This window comes from Halopenitus salinus (assembly GCF_042662125.1).
GTDB lineage: Archaea > Halobacteriota > Halobacteria > Halobacteriales > Haloferacaceae > Halopenitus > Halopenitus salinus.
Map to the genome: position 1 here is coordinate 603451 of NZ_JBHSXL010000009.1, position 24551 is coordinate 628001.

The following is a 24551-nucleotide window of genomic DNA, read 5'->3' on the forward strand; positions in this document are numbered from 1 at the left end:
GCTCCGGGCGAGGCGGGACCGATGGGGTTGAACGACGGAAGGGCGATAGTCGGCGGAGGACGATCGCCAACGGAGGGCCGTGGGAGTGCAACGACGGGATGGAGCCGGAAACGAACCGGGACGAATCCCGGATCTGATGCCGACGAGCCGACGGAATCGGGATAAAGAGTTTTGCCGGCGCGCCGGCGACGGGTAGTATATGACCAGCCACGAGTACGACGTCGTCGTCGTGGGGGCCGGCACCGCCGGGTGCTATGCGGCGACGACGATCGCGAAGGAGGGCCTCGACGTCGCCATTGTCGAGCGGAAGGACGAGACCGAGGCCGGCCACATCGCCTGCGGCGACGCGTTGAAGGGCGCCGACGCGTTCCCGGAGGCGATCCCCAAAACCCGGATCGAGCCGGCCTTTACGAACACCGGCGTCGACCACGGCCGCTTCGAGATCCCACAGGAGGACACCGTCCTCGAGATCCCGGTTCCCGGCGAGCTCGCCGTCATCGACCGCTGGGAGTACGGTCGCCGGATCATCGACGCTGCCGCGGACGCCGGCGTCGAGTTCCACTACGAGACGGTCGTCGGCGACGTTCGCCAGGACGACGACGGGCGAGTGACCGGGATCCGCGGGAAGCGCCGAGGCGAGGCGATCGACTTCGAGGCCGACGTGGTGATCGACGGCGCGGGGTCGCTTTCGGTCCTCCAGGACAAGGCGGACTTCTCCGGGACCACCTTCGATACGAACGTGCGGTACTCGCAGTTCTGTTCGGCCTACCGCGAGATCGTCGAGGTCCCGGAGCCGGTCGAGTGGGACGACGCGCTCGTGTTCAAGCCGACCGAACGGGCCGCGGGCTACCTCTGGTACTTCCCGCGGACGGACACGGAGATCAACGCCGGACTCGGCTTCCAGATGAACGAGGAGCCGATGAAGCTCGTCGAGTCGCTCAAACGCGACCTGCGGCGGCGTCCGGAGTTCGAGGGCGCCACCGTGACGGACAAACTCGGCGCGGCGCTCCCGACGCGGCGCCCCTACGACTCCGCGGTCGCGCCGGGATACATGGCGGTCGGCGACGCCGCCGGCCACGTGAACCCGACCACCGGCGGCGGGATCGCGGGCGCGGCCTACGCCGGCAAGTACGCGGGCGAGCAGGCCGTGCGGGCGGTGAGCGAGGGCGACGCCAGCGAGGAGTCCCTCTGGCGGTACAACGAGCGCGTCATGGACCACTTCGGCGGACGATACGCCGGCCTCGACGTCTACAACGTCCTCTCGACCGCCGTCGACGTCGACGACCTGATGGGCCTGCTCGCGGCGCTTCCCGGCGAGAAGCTCGCGGAGGCGTTGTACGAGGGCTCGACCTCGATGTCCTTCGCGCTCAAGCTGAAGTGTGCGATCAGGAGCTTCGGCTACTGGGGGACGATCTGGAACTTCTACGAGACGAAGCGGCTCGCCGACGAACTGCTCGACCACTACGACCGCTATCCGAACTCCCCGAGCGCGATGGCCGAGTGGACGGACGACAGGGACGAGATCATGGACCGGATCTACGAGACGACCGGCGCCGACGCGAAGTACTGATCAGGCGACCTCGCGGAATCCGATACGCCTTCGGGGGATCTCTCGACTCAGGTTGAGACGTCGCGAACGCCGTCGCGTCCGACCCGCTCTATCGCGCCCGAGAGCACCTCGATCGCGATCCGCAGGTCGTCCTCGACGAGGTCGAACGTCGCGGAGTGGTGAGCGCCGGGGTGGTCGGTCCCGACGCAGACGTAACAGGCCAGTCCGCCGCGTTCCTGTACGTGACGCATGAGGTAGGTCGCGTCCTCGCTCCCGCCGAGGTCGTCGCGGTCGCGTATCGCGGTCACGCCGTCGACGGCGCGTGCCACCTCGCCGACGACCTCGGCGAGTTCCGGGTCGCTTTCCGCGCTCGGGGCGCCCCCGGTCGTCTCCATCGAGGCCTCACAGCCGTGCATCTCGGCCGCGCTCGAGACGACGCGTTCGGCCTTGCGGTACATGTAGTCGGCCAGTTCGGTCGTGCTCCCGCGGACCTCCCCCTCGAGGAACGCCTCCTCGGGGATCACGTTCGTCGCGGTCCCGCCACCGACGACCCCGGCGTTGACGCGGGTCTTCCCCTCGGCGTGCCTCGGGATCGCATACAGGTTCTCGACGGCCGCGGCCATCGCCTGCACGGCGTTTCTGCCCTGCTGGGGACTCGCGCCGGCGTGTGCCGTCTCCCCTTGGAACTCCGCGCGTAGGTGTCTGACCGCGAGGAACTCGTCGATCCCGCAGACGACCTCGCCGGATGGGTGATCCAGCCCGAGGTGGAGCGCGAACAGGTACTCGACGTCGTCGAGGCGACCGGAGGCCGCCATGGGCTCGCCGCCCGCGACCGTCTCCTCGCTCGGCTGGAAGCAGGCGATGAGGGTGCCGTCGAAGTCACCCTCCATGACCGCGTCGATGGCGCCGAGCCCGATCGTCATGTGACCGTCGTGTCCGCAGGCGTGCATGTACCCCTCGTTCGTCGAACGGAACCCATCGGCGGCGGGTTGGTGGTCCGCATCGTCGCTTTCGCGCACCGGGAGGGCGTCGATGTCGACCCGAAGCCCCACGATCGGCCCGTCGCCGAACTCGAAGGTCGCGATACAGCCCGTGTGGCCTCCAGCGGTCCGCTCGAGGACGGACTCGTCCGCACCCGCCTCGCGTGCGCGTTCGGTCCACTCCTCGAGGACGGACTCGTCGGGAACTCGGGTCCGCTTCTCGCTCGCGAGCGCCTCGCGGCCGACGTAAATCGCGTCCGGATCGCGTTCCTCGAGCGCCTCCACGAGTCGGGCGGTCGTGTGGAACTCACACCACGCGGGCTCCGGGTATCGGTGGAACTCGCGTCGAAGCTGGCGATAGCGCTCGAACTCGCTCGCGTGCATATCCCCGAAAGCACCCGCGAGCGGATAAATATGTAGTCGGGAGGGATGGACACGTCTGATAGCGGAGGAACCGAGGGCTTCCGCTTTTCACGCCGACCCGTGATGGGGTTTTATGACGGCAGGAGGGAGTCGTTCCGACGATGGCACTCGAGGCGGGAACGGTCGGGATCGGCTACCTCGTGATGGGGTCGCTGCTCCTCTTCCTGCTCGCGGTCCCGTTGCGGCGTGCGGAAAAGCCCGGAAGTCGCGGCTTCGCGCTCGCCGTCCTCGGGGTCGCGTTGTGGCCGATCGGACTCGGCGTCAGCTACCTCACTTCGATCGGAGGGCTCGTCGTCGCCGCCTGGAACGTGCGTCTCTTGGCCTCCTCGCTGATCGCGGTCGGCTGGCTCCTGCTCGCGGTCGAGGTGACGACGGGACGGTGGCCCCCGAACCGGAAGCTCGTCCCGTTCGTGGCCTATCTGGGCCTCGGGCAACTCGTCACCTGGTCGAACTCCTATCACGGGCTGGTTCTCGCTCCCGACACCGCCGTTCGCCGATCGGTGATCGTCGCCTCCTATGGCCCCGTCTTCTGGGCGCAGACGGGAGTCAACTACCTCCTCGTCCTCTCCGGCACCGCACTTCTCGCCGGCGAGTGGCTTCGGTCGCGGGGCATACGCCGCCGCCAGGCCGCGATCCTCACCCTCGCCGTGGTTCCCCCGATCCTCGCCAACCTCGCGATGCACTCCGGACTCGTCTCCTCGCCGTACGATCCGACCCCGATCGGACTCGTGGGAAGCGGCCTCTTTTTGGCCCACGCGCTGTATCGGACCGACTTCCTCGACGTCGTCCCGGTCGCACGCGAGGTCGTGATGGGCGAGATGGAGGACGCGGTCGTGACGATCGACGGACAAGACCGGGTGGTCGACTACAACGAGACCGCAGCCGCGCTGTTCGTGCCCGAGGATGCTCGCGTCGGCATGGACGTTCACGACTTCTTCGAGACGGTTCCGCCGGCGATCGACGACCGGATCTCCGGTGTGCGATCGAGCGACACGGAGGTCTCCTTCCGGATCGACGGCTCCGAGCGGCACTTTTCGGTCTCCGTCTCGTCCGTCCAACAGCCGGGAAACGGGACGGCACAGGTGTTCGTCCTCCGCGACATCACGCCGATCAAGCGGCGCGAGCGCGAGCTGGAGGACCGCGAGTCGGAGCTCGAACTGCTTCGACAGGTCCTCTCGCGGGTGCTTCGCCACAACATCCGGAACAAGCTCACGACGATCCGGGGGAACGCGGAGCTGCTCGAGGACGACCTGGACGAGTCCGAATCGATCGAGCGCGTCGAGTCGATCCTCGAGGCCAGCGAGGAGCTGCTCGGTCACAGCGAGAACGCCGGCGAGATCGAGCGGATCATCGAGCGACGGGGGCGAACGGTCGTCTACGAGCCGCTCGAGATGGTCGAGAGCATCACGGCGGATCTCTCCCGGCAGTATCCGGACGCCGAGTTCCACGTCCGGGGCGGCGATCCCGCGTCGGTCGCCGGCGGGCCGGGCCTGGAGACGGCGCTTCGGTGTCTCATCGAGAACGCCGCGATGCACAACGACGCCGATCGCCCCCGCGTGTGGGCCACCGTTCTCGAGGACGGGGGCGGCGTGACCCTGTCGGTGGCGGACGACGGTCCGGGGATCCCGGACCACGAGCTGGCCGTTCTCGACACCAACGAGGAGACGCCGCTTTCTCACGGCAGCGGCGTCGGCCTCTGGCTCGTCACCTGGGCGGCCGACTCGGTGGGCGCGGAGTTGACCTTCGAGACCGAGCGGGGCGGCTCGATCGATACGGATGTACACGACGACTCTCGACCGTACCCGGCGGCGGCCGTTCCACGGGACCGGCAGGCTTCCACCGTCGTTTCGCTTCACGTCCCTCGCTCGGGCGACGATCCGGAACCGCGATCGGACACGTGAACGAGGCCGGAGCCGCACGCTTATACGTTCACCCGGCCTCGGGTCTGACATGACCACGATCCTCTCCATCGAGGACGACGGCGTCGACGTCGTCTACGAGGGCACGGAGTTCCGGCTCGACCGCGACCTGATAGAGGAGGCGACCGAGAAGGGGTACCCGGACGTCACCGACCACGAGATCCTCCAGATCGTCGAGTCCGACCCGGACCTGAGCGGCGAGCCGAAGCGCGTCGGCGACGTGCTCGCCGGCGCGTAGATTCGGATCAACCGGTATCGTATCGAATAGTTCCGTATCGTATCGAATCGTATCGAATCAAATCGAATCGGGTCGGACCGAAAGGCGCTTTCGACCCCGCGAAAAAACCACGCGTCATGATCACCGTCGCGCTCGCGGGGAAGCCGAACGCGGGCAAGTCGACGTTCTATACGGCCGCGACGATGGCCGACGTGGACGTCGCCAACTACCCGTTCACGACGATCGACGCCAATCGCGGCGTGACACACGTCAGAACGCGGTGTCCCTGCCTCGACCGCGAAACGCGGTGTGGCAACGAGAACTGCCGGGACGGCAAGCGCTACGTTCCGATCGAACTCCTCGACGTCGCGGGGCTCGTCCCGGGCGCCCACGAGGGTCGCGGGCTCGGGAACCAGTTCCTCGACGAGTTGACGAACGCGGACGTCATCCTCAACGTCGTCGACGCCTCCGGCGGGACGAACGCCGAGGGCGAGCCGGTCCCGGTCGGGACGCGCGACCCCCTCGAGGACGTGACGTTCATCGAGCGTGAGATGGACCTGTGGCTCGCCGGGATCGTCGATCGAAACTGGGAAGCCGTAGAGCGGAAGTCGCGATCGCCGGAGTTCGACGTCGACGAGGCGATCACGGAGCTCCTCACGGGGTTTGGCGCCTCGGAGGCGGACGTCGCCGCCGTCCTCCGAAACGTGGAGTACCCCGAGGACCCGATCGCCTGGGAGGACGAGGACCGCGAGCGGCTCGCCCGTCGTCTCCGTCGGCGGACCAAGCCGATCGTCGTGGTCGCGAACAAGGCCGACGTGGCCCCGCCCGAGAACCTCGAGCGGCTCCGAACGGAGACCGACGGCTCCGTCGTCTTCGCCACCGCCGATGGCGAGCTGGCGCTTCGACGAGCCGAGGAGTCAGGCGCGATCGACTACGACCCCGGCGACGACGACTTCGAGATCCGCGCGGACCTCACGGACGCACAGCGCGAGGGGCTCGAGACCGTCCGTGAGGTGATGGCGAAGTTCGACGGTACGGGCGTCCAGACGGCGCTCGATGCGGCCGTCTACGACCGGCTCGATCGCTTTACCGCCTATCCCGTCCAGGACGCCTCGAAGTGGACGGACGCGCGGGGGAACGTCCTCCCGGACGCCGTCCTGCTTTCGCGCGGGTCGACCCCGCGGGACCTCGCGTACGCGGTCCACACCGACATCGGGGAGGGATACCTCCACGCGATCGACGCGCGCTCGAACAGGCGGATCGGCGAGGACCACGAGCTCTCCGAGGGGGACGTGGTGAAGATCGTCTCGACGGCGGGACAGTAGCCGTCGCGTCGGCGACGATCGGTTCTCGTCTCGGCTCTCACTCTCGGCTCTCACCCTCCTGACGGCTCCTTCGTCGGACGCACGCGTGACGACGGCACAACTGCTTTATATACGGCCTCGGACGATTTAAGTAACGATGACGACCCTCACCGACCTCCTCGACGACGTGGTCGACGACGTCGACGACGTCTTCCTGTTCTCCCCGAGCGGTTCGTTCCACGATCGGTTCACCGAGGCCGACGTCGACGTCGTGGTCGTCGCGACGGACGACGTCGTCGAGGCCGACCGGTTCGTGGAGCTGCCGCTCGAGTTCGACAACGTCCGCGATCGGATCCGGTTCGGCATCGAGGGCGCGATGGACCAGGGGATCATCGAGGAGGGCGACACGATCGCCTGCTCGGTCGCGATCTTCGACGACGATCCGGACTCCGTCGTTCGGGTGCGTGCGACCGAGGACATGGGAACGGGGATCTACGACCTCTTCGTCGACTCGCGGGCGGAACCCGGGGTCATCCGAGACGTCTTCGAGGTGGCCATCGAGCTCGGCAAGAAGGGCCAAAAGGGCAAGCCGGTCGGCGCGCTCTTCGTCGTCGGCGACGCCGGCAAGGTGATGAACAAGTCCCGGCCGCTCAGCTACAACCCCTTCGAGAAGAGCCACGTCCACGTCGGCGACCCGATCGTGAACGTGATGTTGAAGGAGTTCTCCCGGCTCGACGGCGCCTTCGTCATCTCCGATTCGGGGAAGATCGTCTCCGCGTACCGCTACCTCGAGCCGGCCGCCGAGGGCGTCGACATCCCGAAGGGCCTCGGCGCGCGCCACATGGCCGCCGGCGCGATCACGCGTGACACGAACGCGACCGCGATCGTGCTCTCCGAGTCCGACGGCCTGGTTCGGGCGTTCAAGGGCGGAACCTTGATCCTCGAGATAGATCCGGAGGCGTACTGATGATCCGGGTGGGACTCGGCGGGTACGGTTTCCCGGCCGCAAGAACGGGCTTTTCGGCCGCGGAGACCGGCTCGGCCGCGGGCGAAGCGGCGCGCGTGCCGGCGCTCGTACAGGGAACGGTCGAGGAGGCGTTTCGGCTCGTTCCGCCCCGGATATGGCTCGCGCTGTTCATCGTCGTCCTCGGTCTCGTCGCGGGGTATCTGGTCCAGATCGTCAACCGCCGGCTCCTCGAGCGGGCCGGCGTGCCCGAGGCGATCGAGGGAACCGCCTTCGAGAGGACCAGCCGCGAGTTCGGCCTCTCCACGGTCTCGATCATCGCGAAGCTCTCGAACTACTTCATCGTCGGCCTCTCGATCCTGGTCGCGCTCTCGGTCGCCGAGATCCAGTACGCGGAGCTGTTCTGGATCGACATCGCGACGTTCGTCCCCCGGGTCTTCGTCGCGCTCGTCGTCCTCGTCGTCGGCGTCGTCGTCGGCGACAAACTCGAGTTGTACGTCGCGGAGCGACTGAAGGGGGTAAAGCTCCCGGAGACCGGGATCATCCCGACGCTCGCGAAGTACAGCGTCGTCTACGTCGCGGTCCTGATCGCGCTCTCGCAGATCGGCGTCGCGACGCTCGCGTTGATCGTGCTTCTCGCCGCCTACGCGTTCGCGCTCGTCGTCCTCACGGCGATCGCGACGAAGGACCTGCTCGCGGCGGCCGCCGCGGGCGTCTTCCTGCTTTTGTCACAGCCGTACGGGATCGGCGACGAGGTGAAGGTCGCGGGACGTCGCGGCATCGTCCAGGAGATCGACCTGTTCGTGACCCACATCGACACCGACGGGGAGGAACACGTTCTCCCCAACCACCTCGTCTTCCGTGAGGGGATCGTCCGGATCCGCGAGTGAGCGTCCGAGTTCGAAAGCGATCAGACCCGCGTCGGCGACGGATCGAGGTTCGGACGGAGTACGACATGGTTATGCCCGTCTGGGGCGAAGGTATGGGAATGACGCCCTCCACATCCACTGCCGAGCGCCAGCCTCCCGACAAGGCGACGCTCCACTGTCCCGAGTGCGGTCACGAAAGTCGCATCAACGGGGACTGGATCATCCGCGTACGCGCTGATTCTCTCACCTACGCGTGCCCCAATTGTGACACGGTGATCGATTCCCGCCGGAATCGAGAGGAGTTGGCCGCGGGAAGTTGCGGATCGCTCGGCTTCGCGGTCGAGAACTGACTCGCACGTGGTCGTCCCGGTGTTTCGCTCCCGGTGTTCGGTCACTCCGTCTTCGATCCCGTCGCTTCCGCGGTTCACTCCTCCGTTCCGCTGACCCGTTCCGACCCGACTTCACCATCGCCCCCCGACCGCGAGACGACCGTGGCCGGAACGCCCGCGACGGTCGCCCCCGGAGGCACGTCCTCGACGACGAGCGAGTTCGCGGCGACTTGCGCCCCCTCGCCGATCGTCACTCCCGGCAGGACGATCGCCCCGGCGCCGATCATCGCGCGTCGCTCGATCACGACGTCGCCGAGGCGGTACTCTCCCTGGAGAAACTCGTGGCAGAGGATCGTCGCGTCGTATCCGACGATCGCGTCGTCCTCGACGGTGATCCGCTCGGGCCAGAACACGTCGGGCGTGGACTCGAGGCCCCACGAGACGCCGCGGCCGACCGTCACCCCGATCCGGCGGAACAGCCAGTTCTTCAGCCGGAGGCTCGGCGAGATCCGACACAGCAGGACGACGAGGTAGTTTCGGACGACCGCGAGCGGCGAGCGCCGCCTCGGCCAGTTCCAAAGCGAGTTTCGCGGCCCGTCGACCGGGACGCGCTCGAGCCGGTCGTGGCGGCGTCCCGACGCGGACCCCTCCCCCTCCGGCTCGTCGGTTTCGCTGTCGTCGTCCGTCACGTCCGCCGATCGGCGGCCGGTGAACATAAAGACTCCCGCTCGACGATTCCCGATCGAGGCGTGGCGCCGCCCACGCTCCTCCTCGTCGGAGGGTCGACCGTCCCGCCAGAAGTTCTATGTCGGTCGTCCGTCTCCATCCGATATGGCCCTCCACGCCGTAGACGACGTCGACGACGCCTTCGAGGCGACGCGCGCGTTGCTGTTCCCGATACGGATCCGCCGCTGGCTCAAGCTCGCCCTCGTGGCGTTCTTCATCGGGAGCGGGATGAACGTCCCGACCGCACAGTTCAACAGCCCCGGTACAACCGGGGGAAACGGCGGAACCGGCGGAACCGGCGGCGGAATGCCGAGCGAGCTCCCGCCGGCGCTCTCGGAGAACGTCCTCGCGATACTCGCAATCGCCGCCATCGTCCTCGTCGGGATCTGGGTGACGTTCGCGATCGTCGGCGCGATCATGGAGTTCGTGTTCGTCGAGTCGCTGCGCCGGGAGCGCGTCTCCATCAGGGAGTACTGGAGCGACCGATGGACGCAGGGGCTTCGACTCTTCGGGTTCCGGATCCTCATCGGACTTCCCGTGATCGCCGTGGCGGTGGGCTGGCTCGCGCTCCTCGTTGCGCCGTTCGCGCTCGGCGTGATCGACCCGGTCCTCTCGGTCGCTGGGCTCCTCGTCGGTATGGCCCTCCTGTTCGTGTTCGCGTTGCTCCTCGGGTTAGTGAACGGCTTTACGACCTCGTTCGTGGTTCCGATCATGATCCAACGGGACGTCGGCGTCCTTTCCGGGTGGCGGACGCTTTGGGGATCGATCCGCTCCGACTGGAAGGAGTACGTGGTCTATGCCGTCCTCGCCGTGGTGTTGAACGTGGTGGCCGGCCTCGTCGCCGCCCTCGCCGTCGGCGTGGTCGGAATGGTCCTCCTCGTTCCGCTCGTCGTCCTCGCCGCCGTCGTCCACCTCACGGTCTCCATCGGCTCGACGATCGGGGTCGCGATCCTGGCGGTGCCGGCCGCCCTCTACGCGCTGGTCATGATCGTCGTCTGGGCGACGGCCCAGGTCCCCGTGCTCGCGTACATGCGGTACTACGCGCTGCTCGTGCTCGGCGACGTCGACGAATCACTGGACCTCATTCCCGATCGACGGGACGCGATTCGGTCGTGAACGATCGGGGAAACGACCACGCCGCTCCGTCAGTGCGGCGTTTTCCCGCCACCGTCGCCGCGACTATTCCGCGCCCTCGGAGTCTATCGCCGCCTCGAGTTCGTCGATCCGGCCGCGCAGCCGCTCGTTCTCCTGCGCGAGCCGTGTGAGCGTCTCGTCGATGCGGGCGAGTTCGTCCGTGATCTCGATGAAGGCGAAGCCGGCGCCGAGTCCGACGAGGAGCCCGATCACGCCCGCCGCGAGGAACCCGGCGACGAGCGCGACGAGGAGGACCACGGCGTCGATAACGTCCTGTGCGTCGATGAGGAGGGCGATCGGCATATCGGAGCGTGTTCACCCCGGAAGAAAACGGTTTCCACGCTCGGGGATCACCTCGCGGAACGTTTTGTACCTGGAGGTCGAACCCCCCGGTATGGCTCTTCGTGAACGTGCCGCCGCGAGTCCCGGGTCGACGCATCCGGTCGCCGCGGAGTTCGGGATCGTGGCCGTCATGCTGACGGGATTGTTCGTCCTCCAGCGAACGGTCGCGGAGGTCATGGCGGTTCTCCTCGCGCCGCCGCCGGCGGGGGACGGAATCCTCGTGAGCGGCCTCCTTCGCGGGCTGCTTCTCGTCTCCAGCGTCGTCGTCTTCGGGTACGTCTACGTTTCAGCTCGCGGGATCGCAGTCCGGCGATCGGTGCCGACGCGATCGGACCTCCCGACGGTCGCGTTCGCCGCGGCCGTCCCCCTCGGGCTCGCCGGCGTGACGAAGTTGGCCGGAAGCCTGACGGGAGTCCCGTACAACGGCCTGGTGATGGCGTCGTACGCCGCGGACGCCTCGCCGCTCCCGATCGCACTCGTGGCCGCCGTCGGGATCCTTACGAGCGTCCCGATCCTCGTCGTCGTCTCCCAGATGCTCCTCCAGGGGAGCTTCGAACGAGTCATGGCCACCGACGAGGCGATCGTGGCGACCACCGTCGTCGCGAGCGTCGTGTTCACCAGTTCGACGGGGAGCGTGACCGCCATTCCGGAGCCCGAACGCGTCGTCGTGATCGGCTGTTTCGCGCTCCTCGGCGCGCTCGCCGTGTACGGAACCGACCGGTTCGCGGGACGGGACCGGCGTCGGTTCCTCGCGTTCGTGCCGCTCGCCGCGTTCTCGCTTCTCGCCGTGCTCTCCGCGATCGCCGCGATCGGGTCGATCACCGAGGGACTGTACGCGATCGCCCACCTCGCGACCTTCGGCGTCGCCGCCTACGCTTACGACCGGACCGACTCGCCGATCGCGCCGGCGATCGCCTACGTCAGCCTCCTCGTCGCCAACGTGGCCATCGTCTACCTCCTCGAGGCCGGAATGCGGAGTTGGTGAGGGCGCGGTCGACGGCGGTCGGCGTCGTCGATCCGGAACGTCGTAGAACACGTCGTACGGTGTCGTTTTCGCAACTTTGCGGATGAATCGGTCGTTGGAACGGCCGTGTGAACCGACGAGTCGGTCGCCAGCAGCCTCCCGACCGCCCACTGCTGTTGGGTCCCCCGGAGGAACTCCTCCAGCTCGGGCTCGACGAGTGCTGTGACACGATCGCCGTACTGCCAGCGCGCCGCGTTCAGTCGTTCCTCGGTCTCGTCACCGAGGTCGTCCGGGTCCCGGAGGACCGAGTCACTGGTGATCTGCGGGTGATAGACGCAGACGACGCCGAGTGAGGTGTCCGAGGCTGACGTTCCGGCACCGTGAATGCCGTATTCGTCCCGCGTACTCGCCATGATATCTCGATCGGCACCTGCCCCGATGTCCTGATCGGCACCTGCAGTGGCGTCTCAATCGCCGCCCGTCGTGGTCTCGACGGCGGGGTCCTCGAGGTCGACCCTGGTCTCCGTGAGGTCGCTTTCGCGCCACGTTCCGCGCCGATACCACGCGTAGGCGATGGCCGCGCCGACGACGTTCGAGACGGCGAAAGCGACCCAGATGCCGGACTCGCCGAGCGGCCCGGCGGCGAACCATGCGATCGGGAAGCGAACGATGCCGAGCATCAACACGGAGATGGCGGCCGCGGTCAGCGTCTTACCGGCCCCCCGGAAGCTTCCGGTGTAGGCCCGCATGACGCCGATGAACCCGAAGGTCAACGCGACGTATCGGAGGAACCTGGTCGCGATGTCGACGACCTCCGGATCCGTCGTGAACAGGTCCGCGATGGGCGCCGCCGTGAACCACACGAGGATCCCCGCCAGGGAGAGCACGCCGAAGAGGACGGTCGCGGCAAGCCCCGCCGCCCGCGCGGCGCGGTCTGGCTCGTTCGCGCCCATGTTCTGTCCGGTCATCGTCTCGACGCCGCGCGCGACTGCGATGGCCGGCAGGAAGATCACGGAGAACACCCGGGTGCCGATCCCGTAGGCCGCGACGACCGTGTCGGGAAACAGCGCCACGATGACCAACAGCAGGTTCATCGACAGTGCCCGGCCCGTGCCCTCGATGGAGGCGGGCAGGCCGATCCGGACGAGCCGCCGAAGGTACGAGCGGTCCGGCGTCATGTCCCGGAGGCAGATCTGCACGCCGCGGTTCCCCCTGAACATGATCGCCAGACCGACGACGAGCGCGAGCGCGCGCGAGAAGACGGTCGCGATGGCGGCACCCTCGATCCCGAGTTCCGGGAAGGCGACCGTCCCGACGATCGGCGCGTTCTCGACGACCGTCCACCCGAAGATGAGGAACGGATCGAGGACGATGTTGAGCACGACCGACCCGAACATGACGAGCATCGGCGTGATCGTATCGCCGTACCCCCGCATGAGCGCGATGAAGACGAAGAAGCCGAACATGAAGACGAGTCCGAGCGAGATGACCTCCATGTAGCTGGCGGCCATCGGCAGGACGTCCGTTGAGGCCCCGAGGAGCCCGAGGAACGGCTCGACGACGAAGTACCCCGAAACGCCGAGCAGGATCGACGCCAGGATCGCGAACGTCACCGTCTGGGAGGCCGCGTACTCCGCCTCCCGCTCCCGTTTTGCGCCCGTGTACTGGGCGACGAGGACGCTGCCCGCCACGGAGATGCCCATGCCCAACGAGATGAGCAGAAAGACCATCGGGAACGCGAAGCTGATCGCCGCCAGCGCGTCCGTCCCGTACTGGCCGAGCCAGAAGGTGTCGGCGAGGTTGTAGGCCGTCTGAAAGAGGTTCGTGACCACGATGGGCATCGACAGGAAGAACAGCGGCTTGCCGATGCTCCCGGAGGTGAGATCGAACTCCTCGGGACCCTTGAAGGCCGAGCGAACGCGACTGCGAAGCCCCATCAGCGGCCGCCCTCCGCCCGCCCGCTCATGGGGGATCGCCTTCGGGCGTCATTGTGTCCTGTCTGATCGCGTCGCTCCGTCGAGGCTTCGTCGGAGCAGTCCACGCCGGCGTGTGGATACGCGTCGTCACGTCGCAACTGGGTGCGTCGGGGCGTCCCCGAACGCGTCGTCGATGAGTCGTCGTCCATGTCGGTCGATACGGTACTTACTGACTAGTTAGTCAAATAGCTTGTGAACCGGGGGGTCACCGAAAGTGTCGACGTTCCTCACTCGGCGTCGAGGGCCTCGCGAAGGGGTTTCGACTGCTCGACGATCTGCATCATGACGACGGTGTCGTTCTCGATCGTCGCGACCTCCCAGGCGCCGTTCGGACCGGGTCGCGGATCGCCCTCCTCGAACTCGATCCCGCGGGCCGCGAGTTCGGCCATGCGCTCGCGCACGTCGTCGACCTCGAAGGCGACGTGAAACAGCCCCTCGCCGTTGTCCCGGATGAACTCGTGGGTCCACCCCTCCTCGGAGAGCGGCGAGATGAGTTCGATCAGGCTCTCGCCGGCGAAGTACATCGCGATCTCCAGATTGAAGTTCTCCGTCATGGTTCGTGAGTGGGCGAGTTCGAGACCGAAGACGGACTCCATCTGCGTGCGTGCGGCCTCCATGTCCCGGAGCGCGAAGGCGATGTGGTGGACGTTGTCGAACACGGTACTCGGTGTATACCCGCTGCGGTCCGATAGGTGTGCCGGCGATCGAGGCGTTCGAGGGTCCCCGGTGACGCAACGCTCTTTTGAGTCCTCCACCTACCGAGCTCCATGAGCGACTGGACCGATTCGATCGTCGGGGACCGAATGGCCGTCGATCGGGAGTTCAACGACCGCGTGCTCGACTCGCAGTTCTCGAGCCAGGAGTGGGGACTGATCATGACGGCGACCGAGTTCGAGATCGAACACCCCGAGGATCCCGACCGAGCCCGGATCGTCGCCGACACCTCGAAGCTTCCCCAGATGATGCCGGAGATCGAGAACATCCGCGAACGGATGCCCGCGGCCGGCGGGGGAGCGGGCGATAGCTCCGGCGGCGGTCTCGCTGGGGGCTCCGGAGGCTCGGGCGGCCTGTTCGACTCGATCCGAAACGCCCTCGGTCTCGGCGGCTCCGACGGAGTCGACGACGACCAGCTCGAGGCCGCAGAGCGGTTGGTCCAGGAGTACGCCGACGCGCTCCAGGAGCGTCTCGAGTCGAAGGGGTCCTTCGAACAGGTCCGGATCGCCTACCAGGAGTGACCGGCTTTGACGGTCGCTCCTCGCCAAGAGTGACCGGCTTTGACGGTCGCTCCTCGCCAAGAGTGACCGGAGTGTTCGGACGATGACTGACGGCGAGGACGGGATCCGAGATCGAAACGGAGACGGTCCGACGGAGACCCACGTCGTCACCGTCTTCTTGCGCCACGACGCCGACGTGCTCCTCCTGTGCCGCAGCGACGAGGTCGGCTCCTACCGTGGCCGCTGGGGCGCCGTGGCTGGCCACGCCGAGGGCGATCCGGACGCCGCGGCTCGCCGGGAGATCCGCGAGGAGACCGGATTGGATCCGAGCGCCGATGTCCGGTTCATTCGACGTGGGGACCGCTTCGCGGTCGTCGATGCCGACCTCGACAGGCGGTGGATCGTCCACCCGTTCCTGTTCGCGGCCGGAACCCGCGCGGTCGAGACCAACTACGAGACGACCGCTCACGAGTGGGTCCAGCCGACGGCGATCCTCGACCGCGAGACCGTGCCGGACCTGTGGCGGTCCTACGATCGCGTGCGTCCGACCGTCGAGACGGTACGTGACGACCGTGAACACGGGTCCGCGGCGCTCTCGGTGCGCGCGCTCGAGGTCCTTCGTGACGAGGCCGCGATCGCGGACGATCGGGGAAGCGGGGACGGAACGGCAAACGACGGCGCGGGCGATAGCCAAAACTGGACTGACCTCATTGCGACGGCACGCGCCCTCCGCGACGCGCGTCCCGCCATGCCGGTCGTCGCGAACCGGGTGAACCGTGTGATGGCCGACGCGAGCGAGCGGAGGACTCCCGCCTCCCTGCTCCGTGCCGCGATCGAGGGGATCGACCGGGCGCTCGACGCGGACGAGCGGGCGGCCGCCCGCGCCGCGACCCGACTCCCCGACCGCGTGGCGACGCTGTCGCGCTCGGGCACCGTCCTGTCGGCGATCTCCCGATCCGACCCCAAATTCGTGCTCCTCCCTGAATCACGCCCGGGTCGAGAAGGGGTCACTGCAGTCGAACGGATCGCGGTCGAGATCGAGACCGACGAGACGGAGATCGACGAGACGGAGATCGACGAGACCGACGCCGGTGTGACGCTCACGACCGACGCCGCGTTCGGGGAGACGTTCGCCGATCGGGACGTCGAAGCCCTCGTGGTCGGTGCGGACGCGATACTCGCCGACGGTCGAGTCGTAAATAAGGTCGGAACCCGCGGGGCCACGGCGATCGCGGCTGCAGAAGGGGCGGACCGCTACGTCGTGGCCGCCGCCGACAAGGTCCGGCCGGCCGACTCCGGAGCCGAATTCGACCGGGAGGAGCGCGATCCAACGACCGTCTACGACGGCGACGCCGATCTCGAGGTCGTCAATCCGACCTTCGGGGCGACGCCGACGGAGCGGTTCGACGCGGTGATCACGGAGGACGGCACGCTCGATGCGGCCGGCGTTCGGGAAGTCGCCGCGGCCCACCGCCGGCGTGCCGGTTGGGACGTGAAGTGAACGGTCCGTCTCGGCGTCGTAGTTCGGATCCGGCCTCCGCTTTCGACCTCACTCCGCGTCGCCGCTGTGAAACAGCGTCAGCTCCTCGGCCTCGTAGATGTTGATCAGCTCGTTGATCAGGTCGTCGTACTCCTCGTCGTCGACGCGGAGCCCGTCGAGCCGCGCGATCGTCTCCTCGTCGAGGTGGATCTGGGGCATACCCGTCCCTTCGCCGGGAGCGGGCATAAGTGATCGGAAACGATCAGAATCCGACCAGTCGAGCAGCGGCGGTGAAGACGCCGATCGCGGTCACGACGCCCGCCGCAAGGAGTCCGTAGTTCGCGATCGCGTTGTCCGCACGCCACAAGTAAAGCGAGTGGGTCCGACCCGAAAGCGGCCACAGAAACGGCACGCCGGCGGGCGTCATCGCGTCCGCGAGCAGGTGCGCGAGGATGGTAACGAACCCGACGACGAACCCGAACGCGCCGAGACCGACCGCGGCGACGACGCCCAGCTGCGAGGCGGCGATCGTCCCCGCCGCCGCCCCCACGCCGCCGGCGAGGAGGGCGAACGCGAGGCTGTGTGTCGGCCCGCGATGGGGAACGATCGGGAGCCGGTGGTCGACGTCCGGCAGCATCGTGAACCAGCACATCACGGCGCCGGCGAACACCGCGAGCGTGTCGGCGCCCACGACGAGCAGTCCCGCTCCGATCGGCGCGTAGACGGCGATCGAGACGCCGAGGTGGCCCGTTCGGTACACGCCTCCCGCTCCGGGTTCGGGAACGAAAAGCGGTCGGGTTTCGACGCCCCGATGGGCGCCGAGACGACCCGGCTCCACAAAGCCTATCCACGGGAGCGCGATAGTTCGCGACAGGATGGTTCGTCTCCCCGGTCGCCGCCTCGGTCCCCCACTCGACCGGATCCGAACCGCGGTCCGTCGCCGAGCCGGAATCGACCGGCGCGCGCTCGCGGCGTTCCGGATCGGGCTCGGGACCGTGATCCTGCTCGACCTGCTGTTGCGGAGCCGGGCGCTTTCGGCGCACTACACGGAGTCGGGAGTGCTCTCGCGCGAGGCGCTCGCGAGCGCGTATCCGCCCCTCGCGCGCTACTCGCTTCACGTTCACGCCGAATCACTCGCAGGGACTGCCGGCGTTACGGGGCTGTTCGTGCTGGCGGCGATCGCGGCGGCCGCGCTGCTCGTCGGCTACCGGACACGGATCGCCGCGCTCGTCTCGCTCGCGCTGGCGCTGTCGCTCCAGGCGCGAAACCCGTTCGTGCTCAACTCCGGCGACCTGCTCCTGTGGCAGCTGCTCCTGTTGTCGATCTTCCTGCCCACCGGGTCGCGATGGTCGGTCGATTCGCTTCTGGAGCGGACTCGAAGCGGGCGCGGCGGCGAGGGGCCTCACGAGCTCGCGGATGTCGGTGGGGATCGCGATGAAGACGGCGTCGTCGATCGCGACAGGGTGGCCGTCGCGTCTCTCGCGACGGCCACCCTCCTCGTTCACGTCACGCTCGTGTACGTCTCGAACGCGATATTCAAACTCCGCGGCGATCACTGGATCGCGGGCGAGGGTGCCGCGATCGCCTTCAGCATGGACCAGTTCACGATCCTCCTCGGACCCCGGATCGCCGAGGTGCCACCGCTCCTCGTCGCCATCAACTACCTCTGGCTCGGCCTGCTCCTCGCGTCGCCGCTTCTCGTCCTCTCGACCGGGCGCCTTCGGACCCTCCTCGCCGCGGGCATCGCCGGCGGCCACCTCGGCATGACGGTGACGATGGCGATCGCGATCTTCCCGCTCGTGTCCGTCGTCTCGCTGCTCGTCTTCCTCGGTCCCGGCGTCTGGGACCGGGTCGAGGGACTCCTCGATCGCGTCGGGGGGTTCCTCGACCGAGTGGTGGGACCGGCTGGTTCCCGCCTCCCGATTCACCGATCGAAGGCCGGAGGGAACGCATCGAAAGAACGAATCGGTGGATCCACGACCGACCCACGACCGTCGACCGGTAGCCGTCTTCTCCGGGCCGTTCCGACGGCCCTCGTCGCCTGCCTGCTCGTCGGGTCGCTGGCGTGGAACGCGGCCGCACTCGGTTACGTCGACCTCGGGGGCGGCGGGATCGATCCGGCCGAACACGGGTGGGAGATGTTCGCGCCCGATCCTTCGGGCGTCGATCGCTGGTTCGTGATCGAGGGGACCGCGACGGACGGCGAGCGGTTCGACGGATTCGGACGGGCGTCGGTCACGACCGATCCGCCCCCCGACGTCGCCGCGACCCACCCCTCCGCGCGGTGGCGCAAGTACATGATCGCGATCGCCGTCGAGGACGACCCGACTGTCTCGGGCTCGACCGCGGCGCACTTTTGTGACCGGATCGAGGACCGGACCGGACGGCGAGTCGAGACCGTGCGTATCACCTACGTCGAACAGCAGGTCTGGCCGGAGCGATCGACGGAGACCGGCACGAACGAACTCGTGACCCACGAGTGTAGTGGGTAGCGATTAGCGAGACGGCGTCGGTAGCGTCTTGCGAGGTGAGACGGCGACAGCGCTTGAGGAGACGACGACTGCGAGAGGTGGGACGGCGAGTACGCTAAGCGAGCGCGCTCAACGCGGCGACGAACGACTTTAGGTCCCTGGCACGGATCCTCCGTGAGTGATCGACCGGAGGTTCGGCACGTGAGAGAACGGTGGCTCAACGCGTGGGGGACCGGCTACGCCGCGGTCGGCGCGGCCTCGCTCTCCCTCCCGCTCCGGGCGATCGAACTCGGTGCCGGCGCGTTCCTCGTCGGACTCATGGCCTCGACCGCCGCGTTCGCCGGGGTGCCGGGCGCGATCGCGTGGGGGCGACTGGCGGCTCGCACCGGCCGACGGCGACCCCTGATCCTGATCGCGCTCGGGTCGGTCGCCGCCGTGCTCGCGGTCGTTCCGCTCGCGAGCTCGCCGTGGACGCTGTTGGTCGCCAACGCCGCGTTGTGGTTCGTCGTCTCCGCGGCCGCCCCCGTGTTGAATCTGATCGCGATCGAGGGCGTACCGGACGCGGAGTGGGACGCGCGGATCGCCCGACTCAACGCGGTCCAGGGGTACGGCTGGGTCGCGGGGCTCGTCGTCGGCACCGTCTGGACGGCCGCCGCCACGCGGCTCCGCCCCGGCGCGTCGACCCAGGAGCCGCTCTTCTACCTGCTCGCCGCCACGGCCGGCCTCGCCTTCCTCGCGACGATCCGGTGGTACCCGGCGGCGCCGACCACGAGCATGGAGCGATTCGACCGCGTCTTCCATCGGCTGGAACGGCGCGAGTGGGGCGCCGGCCGCTTCATTCGATCGGCACCCTACGGGTCGACGCGGCTCTACTGGTCGGTCCGCGAGTGGCTCAACGCGAGACGGCGCGGCCGTCGTCCGGCGTCGGGGTTCGACCGGTCGCTTCGTCGATACCTGCTCGCCGCCACGCTCTTTTCGGTCGGGTTCGCGGTCTTTTGGGGGCCGATGCCCGCGTATCTGACCCAAGCCGGCTTCGCAACCCAAACCGTCTTCGTGGCGTTCCTTCTCGCGAACGCCGCCAGCGCCGTTTGCTATATGCCGGTGGGACGGCTCGTCGGAACCTACGGTCCCTACCGGATCCAGGCGCTCGCGCTGGCCGGTCGGGTGGCGCTGTTCCCGGGCGTCGCGTTCGTCGGGGTCGCGTTTCCGGCCGTCTCGCTGGCGGCGATCGCCCCCGCATTTCTGCTCATCGGGGTCACCTGGGCGATGATAGCCGTGACGGCGACCGGGATCGTGACCCGGCTGACCGCGGGCGATACGCGGGGCTACGCGCTCGGGGCCTACACCGCGCTCGCGGGAGTCGGAACGGGCTTCGGCAGCGCCGCGGGCGGCGCGCTCGCCGCGGCCGTGGGGTATCGGATCGCGTTCGTCTGGGCTGGGCTCGTCGTCGCCGTCGGACTCGTCGTGGTGGTCGGGACCTTCCCGGGCGACCTCAAAGTCCCAGCTCGCGGCCGATGATGAGCCGCTGGATCTGGCTCGTCCCCTCGCCGATCTCCATCAGCTTCGCGTCGCGGTAGAACCGCTGTGGGGCGAACTCCTCCGTGTAGCCGTAGCCGCCGAGCACCTGCACCGCGTCCTCTGCGACCTCGCGGGCCGCCTCGCTGGCGTCGAGCTTCGCGAGCGCGGACGCCCGCGTCACGGGTTTCCCCTCGTCGCACCGCCAGGCCGCCTCGCGGGTGAGGAGGCGCGCGCGCTCGATCCGCCGATGCATCTCCACGATCATGTCGCGGACCGCGTCGAACTTCGCGATCGGTTGCCCGAACTGCTCGCGCTCGCCGGCGTACTCCGATGCGGCCTCGTAGGCGCCCCGGGCGAGCCCCGTCGAGAGCGCGGCGATGGATATCCGACCGCCGTCGAGCGTCTCCATGGTCTGTGCCCACCCGTCGCCCGCCTCGCCGAGGAGGCGATCGGCCGGGACGTGGACGTCGTCGAGGACCACCTCGCAGGTGGGCGAGCAGTTGAGTCCCATCTTCTTCCAGACCTCCGTCACCTCGAAGCCGTCGTCGGCGTCGGGATCGAGGATGAACGTCGAGATTCCGTCCTCGCCCGCCTCCGGGTCGGTGACGGCCTTCACGAGCACGGAGTTCGCGACGGTCGCGTTCGTGATGAACTGCTTCGTGCCGTTCAACAGGTATCCGTCGCCGTCGGGCTCGGCCGTGGTCGCCATCGATGCCGCGTCCGACCCGCTTTCGGGCTCCGTGAGCGCCCAGGCGCCGATCCCTTCGCCCTCCGCGAGCGGGCGCAGCCAACGCTCGCGCTGTTCGTCGGTCCCGAACCGCTCTATCGGCTTCGCGCCGAGCGAGACGTGGGCCGCATACGACAGGCCGATCCCGCCCGAAACGCGGCCCAGCTCCTCGACGACGAGCGCGTACAGCAGCTGGTCGCCGCCGAGTCCGCCGTACGCCTCGTCGATCGGGACGCCCATCACGTCCAGGTCCGCGAGCCGCGAGAAGATCTCCTCGGGGAAGCGGGCCTCCTCCTCGATCTCCTGGGCGATGGGTGCGATCTCGGCCTCGCAGAACTCCCGTACCGTCTCGCGGATCATCCGGTGTTCGGCGGGCAACTCGAAGTCCATGGGTGCCTCTGGGTCGAGCGGTCCCATAAATCACGCGGCGGACCGCGGATCTCGAGACCGGACCGTGGGAGACCCGGAGTCGCGACCGTCGAGGTCCGCGGTCCGCCGGAACGACAATTTATCCGCCTCGGAGCCGTTGGCGGCGTATGGAGCTTCGACGACTCGTGCGTGGCCGGATCGATTGGCCCGACATCGAACGAGTCGTCGCCGAACTCGCCGAGCGATACGGTCGCGAGGAGGTCCACGTCCGGTTTCTGGACGCCGACAACTGGCTGTCGACGCCGATGGTGCTCGACGACGACCTGTTCGTGAAGGTGATCACGCGCCAGAACACGCTCGTCCACGCGCTCTTTACCACCGGCCGAAACCTGGGGGCCTTCTCCTCGGGAACCGAGGGCTTCTTCGAGCGCTTCGAGACGCCCTACGAGATGGCGCGACACGAACTCGAGGCGACCGAACGGATGCGCGAGCTGGGGGTGAACGCCCCCGAGCCGATCGAGGCCGTCGAGATCGACGGCATGGGCGTTCTCGTCTCGGAGTACCTCCCGGAGTTCCGTCCCCTCGACGAGCTCGACGAGGAACGCGAACGCGAGCTGGCCCCGGAGCTGTTCGCCGCGCTCTCGGTCCTCCACGACGCCGGCCTCGCACACGGCGATCTCCGTGCGGAGAACGTGTTGATCCTCGACGGCGTGCTCCACTTCATCGACGCGACGAACGTCGACGGCGAGGCCCGCGAGGACGCGCGTGCCTACGACCTGGCGAGCGCGCTCGCGTCCCTCGAGCCGCTCATCGGATCGCGACGGGCCGTCGAGGCGGCGCTTTCGGTCTACACGCCCGAGGAGCTGCTTTCGGCCCGACGCTTCCTCGATTTCGTCTCGATCCGGCCGGACCACGACTTCGACGCGACCGGGCTGAAAGGCGAGATCGAAAAGCGTGCGACCGCGGATCCCGGAGGAGCCGGAGAGCGGTTCGAGGGACGTGGCGGCGATACGACCGGAACCCCTCCACAGTGATTCCCTCAACAATCATCTCCTCCACCGTGGCCCGGCCCGGTTCGGGCTCTCACCGGCGGATCTCGAACCCCTCGATACCCTGCGGGTCCTCGCGTTCGACGCTCACGTCGTCGACGGACGCCGCCGGACTGCCGGCGTGACACCACTCGATCATCGCCTCGACGGCGTCCGGGTCCCCCTCGAAGACGGCCTCGACGCGTCCGTCATCCAGGTTCCGAACCCATCCGTCGACGTCGCGATCGTGGGCGGTATCTCGCGTCGTCGCCCGGTAGTAGACGCCCTGTACGCGTCCGGAGACGTGAACGTGTGCGCGAACGCGGTCCGTGTCGGGGCCGTCTTTCGGGACGTCCGTCGATTCCTCCTTTGATCCCCCTTCAGTCCTTGATCCCCCTGCGGATCCGGTGTCCATACGCGCGCAACGAACGGCCGAGATATATACCCGGCGACGACCGAGGAGGTGTATGGACCTCTTTGGAACCGCGGGGATCCGCGGCGCCGCCGAAACGCGAGTGACGCCGGATCTCGCGCTCGCGGTCGGCCGAGCCGTGGCACGCGAGGTGGCCGAGGAACGCGAGCGGTCAGGGGGATCGACGGCATCGACGGCAGCGGCGGAAGCGTCGAGGGCGTCGGAGCGGACGGAGGCGCCGGATCTACCGGAGATCGTGATCGCCAGGGACGGGCGCGTCACGGGCCCGGCGCTCGCGGACGCGGCCGCCGCCGGCGCGAGTTCCGCGGGTGCAGAGGTGCGTCGCGCGGGCGTCCTTCCGACCCCGGCGCTCGCGTACGCTGCCCGCGATCGCTACGGGATCGCCTTCACCGCCTCGCACAACCCGCCGGCCGACAACGGGATCAAGCTCTTCCGGAACGGCGTCGAGTTCGACCGCGACCTGGAGACGGCGGTCGAAGAGCGCGTCGCGGGGAACGGCGAGCCGGCCGAGTGGGACCGGTGGACGACCCCCGAGTCGATCGAGGTCCTCTCCGACTACCGGTCGGCGGTCGCGGAGTACGCTCGCGGGTTCGGGGTCCCGGCCGACGGGCTTCGGATCGTCGTCGACTGCGGCAACGGCATGGCCTCGCTCGCGACCCCGCAGGTGCTCGGCGCGCTCGGGGCCGAGGTGGTGACGCTCAACGCGAACGTGGACGGCCACTTCCCGGGACGCGGGAGCAAGCCGACCCCGGAGACCATAACCGACCTCCGGGAGTTCATCGCGGACGCCAACGAGGGTATCGACGAGCCCGGACGATCCCCGGACGGCGGCGAGGATACGGAGGGGTTCGCCTTCGGAATCGCCCACGACGGCGACGCGGACCGGATCGTGATCGTCGACGCGGACGGCGAGATCGTCCACGAGGACACCGTGCTCGCGATCCTCGCGGAGCGCTACACGCGAGCGAGCGACGCGGACGATCCGGTGGTCGTGACGACCCCGAACGCCTCCGGGCGGATCGACGAGCGGGTTCGTGCGGCCGGCGGCCGGACGGAGCGGGTCCGGCTCGGCGCGCTCCACGAGGGGATCGCCCGAGTTCGTGCGGAGGCGGACGCACGACCCGGCGGGGATCCCGATCCGGACCGTGAATCCGACCGTGACGCGAACGAGCCCCGCTCGACCCGGGTCGTCTTCGCCGCCGAGCCGTGGAAACACACCCACGTCGGCTTCGGCGAGTGGATGGACGGCGTCTGCTCGGCCGCGGTGCTCGCGCGGCTCGTCGCGGAATCGGGACTCGATGCCCTCCGCGAGCCCGTGACGGAACGCCCCTACCGCAAGGTGAGTCTCGAGTGTCCCGACGCCCGCAAGTCCACCGCGATGGCTCGCCTCGAGGGCGCGCTTCCGGAGGCCTTCCCGGAGGCCTCCGTCTCGAGTGAACACGGCGTCCGCCTCGAGTTCCCGGACGCGAGCTGGCTGCTCGTGCGTCCCTCCGGAACCGAACCGTACGTCCGGCTGTACGCGGAAAGCGACGACGTGGACGCGCTCGTCGAACAGGCTCGGTCGGTCGTCGGGGAAGCGATCGATCGAGCCGACGACGCCTGAAGGTCGGGTCTC

The 24551-nt window shown here is 68.4% G+C and carries 24 protein-coding genes and 1 pseudogene; 15 read left to right on the forward strand and 10 right to left on the reverse strand.

Features of this window, described 5'->3' with window-relative positions:
• Window positions 1–199: 199 nt before the first annotated feature.
• Window positions 200–1570, forward strand: a complete 1371-nt coding sequence (locus ACFQE9_RS12530; RefSeq protein WP_379745111.1) for a geranylgeranyl reductase family protein — start codon at window positions 200–202, stop codon at window positions 1568–1570.
• Window positions 1571–1617: 47 nt separating this feature from the next.
• Here the strand turns inward: ACFQE9_RS12530 and ACFQE9_RS12535 are convergent, their stop codons facing one another.
• The gene (locus ACFQE9_RS12535; protein WP_379745114.1) at window positions 1618–2913 is read right to left on the reverse strand and encodes an amidohydrolase; all 1296 of its coding nucleotides are present in this window, start codon (window positions 2911–2913) and stop codon (window positions 1618–1620) included.
• 140 nt (window positions 2914–3053) lie between these two features.
• Here ACFQE9_RS12535 and ACFQE9_RS12540 point away from each other — a divergent pair, with 140 nt between their 5' ends.
• The 6 genes from ACFQE9_RS12540 to ACFQE9_RS12565 all read left to right on the forward strand — a co-directional run bounded on the left by ACFQE9_RS12540 (window position 3054) and on the right by ACFQE9_RS12565 (window position 8575).
• Window positions 3054–4853 carry a histidine kinase N-terminal 7TM domain-containing protein gene (locus tag ACFQE9_RS12540; protein ID WP_379745117.1) on the forward strand — a complete coding sequence of 600 codons (1800 nt, stop codon included), beginning with the start codon at window positions 3054–3056 and terminating at the stop codon, window positions 4851–4853.
• A gap of 49 nt (window positions 4854–4902) precedes the next feature.
• Entirely contained in the window at window positions 4903–5109 is a 207-nt protein-coding gene (locus ACFQE9_RS12545; protein ID WP_379745120.1) for a DUF5800 family protein, read from the forward strand.
• 116 nt (window positions 5110–5225) lie between these two features.
• The gene (locus ACFQE9_RS12550; protein WP_379745123.1) at window positions 5226–6413 is read left to right on the forward strand and encodes a redox-regulated ATPase YchF; all 1188 of its coding nucleotides are present in this window, start codon (window positions 5226–5228) and stop codon (window positions 6411–6413) included.
• 136 nt (window positions 6414–6549) lie between these two features.
• A complete protein-coding gene (gene dacZ / locus ACFQE9_RS12555) occupies window positions 6550–7359 on the forward strand; it encodes a diadenylate cyclase DacZ (RefSeq protein WP_379745126.1) in 810 nt (269 codons plus the stop codon).
• Window positions 7359–8246: a mechanosensitive ion channel domain-containing protein gene (locus ACFQE9_RS12560; RefSeq protein ID WP_379745129.1), complete on the forward strand. Its 888-nt coding sequence runs from the start codon at window positions 7359–7361 to the stop codon at window positions 8244–8246. Before dacZ ends, ACFQE9_RS12560 begins: the two co-directional genes overlap by 1 nt.
• A 98-nt stretch (window positions 8247–8344) precedes the next feature.
• Window positions 8345–8575, forward strand: coding sequence for a DUF8106 domain-containing protein (locus tag ACFQE9_RS12565; protein ID WP_379745132.1), 231 nt, complete (start codon window positions 8345–8347; stop codon window positions 8573–8575).
• Between the two features lie 74 nt (window positions 8576–8649).
• On the opposite strand, the gene ACFQE9_RS12570 is transcribed toward ACFQE9_RS12565, so the two are convergent.
• Window positions 8650–9243, reverse strand: a complete 594-nt coding sequence (locus ACFQE9_RS12570) for an acyltransferase (protein ID WP_379745134.1) — start codon at window positions 9241–9243, stop codon at window positions 8650–8652.
• Between the two features lie 142 nt (window positions 9244–9385).
• Between ACFQE9_RS12570 and ACFQE9_RS12575 the strand changes: the two genes are divergently transcribed.
• Window positions 9386–10396 (forward strand): DUF7544 domain-containing protein, encoded by a 1011-nt coding sequence (locus ACFQE9_RS12575; RefSeq protein WP_379745137.1) that lies wholly within the window; start codon window positions 9386–9388, stop codon window positions 10394–10396.
• Window positions 10397–10459: 63 nt separating this feature from the next.
• On the opposite strand, the gene ACFQE9_RS12580 is transcribed toward ACFQE9_RS12575, so the two are convergent.
• Window positions 10460–10717 carry a hypothetical protein gene (locus ACFQE9_RS12580; RefSeq protein ID WP_379745140.1) on the reverse strand — a complete coding sequence of 86 codons (258 nt, stop codon included), beginning with the start codon at window positions 10715–10717 and terminating at the stop codon, window positions 10460–10462.
• A gap of 91 nt (window positions 10718–10808) precedes the next feature.
• Here ACFQE9_RS12580 and ACFQE9_RS12585 point away from each other — a divergent pair, with 91 nt between their 5' ends.
• Window positions 10809–11741, forward strand: a complete 933-nt coding sequence (locus ACFQE9_RS12585) for a hypothetical protein (protein WP_379745143.1) — start codon at window positions 10809–10811, stop codon at window positions 11739–11741.
• A gap of 155 nt (window positions 11742–11896) precedes the next feature.
• On the opposite strand, the pseudogene ACFQE9_RS12590 reads toward ACFQE9_RS12585, so the two are convergent.
• The 3 genes and pseudogenes from ACFQE9_RS12590 to ACFQE9_RS12600 form a co-directional block, all read right to left on the reverse strand.
• Window positions 11897–12118, reverse strand: a pseudogene (locus ACFQE9_RS12590) (DUF7539 family protein); the annotation flags it as partial.
• A gap of 69 nt (window positions 12119–12187) precedes the next feature.
• Window positions 12188–13657: an MATE family efflux transporter gene (locus tag ACFQE9_RS12595; protein WP_379745146.1), complete on the reverse strand. Its 1470-nt coding sequence runs from the start codon at window positions 13655–13657 to the stop codon at window positions 12188–12190.
• 266 nt (window positions 13658–13923) lie between these two features.
• The gene (locus ACFQE9_RS12600) at window positions 13924–14355 is read right to left on the reverse strand and encodes a VOC family protein (protein ID WP_379745149.1); all 432 of its coding nucleotides are present in this window, start codon (window positions 14353–14355) and stop codon (window positions 13924–13926) included.
• Between the two features lie 108 nt (window positions 14356–14463).
• Here ACFQE9_RS12600 and ACFQE9_RS12605 point away from each other — a divergent pair, with 108 nt between their 5' ends.
• A complete protein-coding gene (locus ACFQE9_RS12605; protein ID WP_379745152.1) occupies window positions 14464–14931 on the forward strand; it encodes a DUF5799 family protein in 468 nt (155 codons plus the stop codon).
• 82 nt (window positions 14932–15013) lie between these two features.
• Window positions 15014–16411 (forward strand): eIF2B alpha/beta/delta subunit family protein, encoded by a 1398-nt coding sequence (locus tag ACFQE9_RS12610; RefSeq protein WP_379745155.1) that lies wholly within the window; start codon window positions 15014–15016, stop codon window positions 16409–16411.
• Between the two features lie 48 nt (window positions 16412–16459).
• Here the strand turns inward: ACFQE9_RS12610 and ACFQE9_RS12615 are convergent, their stop codons facing one another.
• Window positions 16460–16609, reverse strand: coding sequence for a DUF7557 family protein (locus tag ACFQE9_RS12615; RefSeq protein ID WP_379745158.1), 150 nt, complete (start codon window positions 16607–16609; stop codon window positions 16460–16462).
• A gap of 43 nt (window positions 16610–16652) precedes the next feature.
• Window positions 16653–17150 (reverse strand): metal-dependent hydrolase, encoded by a 498-nt coding sequence (locus ACFQE9_RS12620; RefSeq protein WP_379745161.1) that lies wholly within the window; start codon window positions 17148–17150, stop codon window positions 16653–16655.
• 115 nt (window positions 17151–17265) lie between these two features.
• Here ACFQE9_RS12620 and ACFQE9_RS12625 point away from each other — a divergent pair, with 115 nt between their 5' ends.
• Together ACFQE9_RS12625 and ACFQE9_RS12630 are read left to right on the forward strand one after the other, a co-directional pair.
• A complete protein-coding gene (locus ACFQE9_RS12625; RefSeq protein ID WP_379745164.1) occupies window positions 17266–18882 on the forward strand; it encodes an HTTM domain-containing protein in 1617 nt (538 codons plus the stop codon).
• Between the two features lie 180 nt (window positions 18883–19062).
• Window positions 19063–20379 carry an MFS transporter gene (locus ACFQE9_RS12630; RefSeq protein ID WP_379745167.1) on the forward strand — a complete coding sequence of 439 codons (1317 nt, stop codon included), beginning with the start codon at window positions 19063–19065 and terminating at the stop codon, window positions 20377–20379.
• Here ACFQE9_RS12630 and ACFQE9_RS12635 read toward each other — a convergent pair.
• The gene (locus ACFQE9_RS12635; protein WP_379745170.1) at window positions 20354–21496 is read right to left on the reverse strand and encodes an acyl-CoA dehydrogenase family protein; all 1143 of its coding nucleotides are present in this window, start codon (window positions 21494–21496) and stop codon (window positions 20354–20356) included. The two genes, ACFQE9_RS12630 and ACFQE9_RS12635, sit on opposite strands and share 26 nt — an antisense overlap.
• Before the next feature lie 146 nt (window positions 21497–21642).
• Between ACFQE9_RS12635 and ACFQE9_RS12640 the strand changes: the two genes are divergently transcribed.
• The gene (locus ACFQE9_RS12640; RefSeq protein ID WP_379745173.1) at window positions 21643–22509 is read left to right on the forward strand and encodes an RIO1 family regulatory kinase/ATPase domain-containing protein; all 867 of its coding nucleotides are present in this window, start codon (window positions 21643–21645) and stop codon (window positions 22507–22509) included.
• A 49-nt stretch (window positions 22510–22558) separates the two neighbouring features.
• Here the strand turns inward: ACFQE9_RS12640 and ACFQE9_RS12645 are convergent, their stop codons facing one another.
• The gene (locus tag ACFQE9_RS12645; RefSeq protein ID WP_379745176.1) at window positions 22559–22918 is read right to left on the reverse strand and encodes an acylphosphatase; all 360 of its coding nucleotides are present in this window, start codon (window positions 22916–22918) and stop codon (window positions 22559–22561) included.
• Window positions 22919–22970: 52 nt separating this feature from the next.
• Between ACFQE9_RS12645 and ACFQE9_RS12650 the strand changes: the two genes are divergently transcribed.
• Complete coding sequence (locus ACFQE9_RS12650; protein WP_379745179.1) at window positions 22971–24539, forward strand: phosphohexomutase domain-containing protein; 1569 nt, start codon at window positions 22971–22973, stop codon at window positions 24537–24539.
• The last annotated feature ends 12 nt before the right edge of the window (window positions 24540–24551 follow it).

Coding starts and splice junctions, on each gene's coding strand:
- ACFQE9_RS12645 (WP_379745176.1), bottom strand. CDS start 22,918: ATGGACACCGGATCCGCAGGGGGATCAAGGACTGAAGGGGGATCAAAG.
- ACFQE9_RS12530 (WP_379745111.1), top strand. CDS start 200: ATGACCAGCCACGAGTACGACGTCGTCGTCGTGGGGGCCGGCACCGCC.
- ACFQE9_RS12585 (WP_379745143.1), top strand. CDS start 10,809: ATGGCTCTTCGTGAACGTGCCGCCGCGAGTCCCGGGTCGACGCATCCG.
- ACFQE9_RS12550 (WP_379745123.1), top strand. CDS start 5,226: ATGATCACCGTCGCGCTCGCGGGGAAGCCGAACGCGGGCAAGTCGACG.
- ACFQE9_RS12610 (WP_379745155.1), top strand. CDS start 15,014: ATGACTGACGGCGAGGACGGGATCCGAGATCGAAACGGAGACGGTCCG.
- ACFQE9_RS12640 (WP_379745173.1), top strand. CDS start 21,643: ATGGAGCTTCGACGACTCGTGCGTGGCCGGATCGATTGGCCCGACATC.
- ACFQE9_RS12625 (WP_379745164.1), top strand. CDS start 17,266: ATGGTTCGTCTCCCCGGTCGCCGCCTCGGTCCCCCACTCGACCGGATC.
- ACFQE9_RS12635 (WP_379745170.1), bottom strand. CDS start 21,496: ATGGACTTCGAGTTGCCCGCCGAACACCGGATGATCCGCGAGACGGTA.
- ACFQE9_RS12595 (WP_379745146.1), bottom strand. CDS start 13,657: ATGGGGCTTCGCAGTCGCGTTCGCTCGGCCTTCAAGGGTCCCGAGGAG.
- ACFQE9_RS12580 (WP_379745140.1), bottom strand. CDS start 10,717: ATGCCGATCGCCCTCCTCATCGACGCACAGGACGTTATCGACGCCGTG.
- ACFQE9_RS12545 (WP_379745120.1), top strand. CDS start 4,903: ATGACCACGATCCTCTCCATCGAGGACGACGGCGTCGACGTCGTCTAC.
- ACFQE9_RS12615 (WP_379745158.1), bottom strand. CDS start 16,609: ATGCCCCAGATCCACCTCGACGAGGAGACGATCGCGCGGCTCGACGGG.
- ACFQE9_RS12535 (WP_379745114.1), bottom strand. CDS start 2,913: ATGCACGCGAGCGAGTTCGAGCGCTATCGCCAGCTTCGACGCGAGTTC.
- ACFQE9_RS12565 (WP_379745132.1), top strand. CDS start 8,345: ATGACGCCCTCCACATCCACTGCCGAGCGCCAGCCTCCCGACAAGGCG.
- ACFQE9_RS12560 (WP_379745129.1), top strand. CDS start 7,359: ATGATCCGGGTGGGACTCGGCGGGTACGGTTTCCCGGCCGCAAGAACG.
- ACFQE9_RS12605 (WP_379745152.1), top strand. CDS start 14,464: ATGAGCGACTGGACCGATTCGATCGTCGGGGACCGAATGGCCGTCGAT.
- ACFQE9_RS12540 (WP_379745117.1), top strand. CDS start 3,054: ATGGCACTCGAGGCGGGAACGGTCGGGATCGGCTACCTCGTGATGGGG.
- ACFQE9_RS12650 (WP_379745179.1), top strand. CDS start 22,971: ATGGACCTCTTTGGAACCGCGGGGATCCGCGGCGCCGCCGAAACGCGA.
- ACFQE9_RS12575 (WP_379745137.1), top strand. CDS start 9,386: ATGGCCCTCCACGCCGTAGACGACGTCGACGACGCCTTCGAGGCGACG.
- dacZ (WP_379745126.1), top strand. CDS start 6,550: ATGACGACCCTCACCGACCTCCTCGACGACGTGGTCGACGACGTCGAC.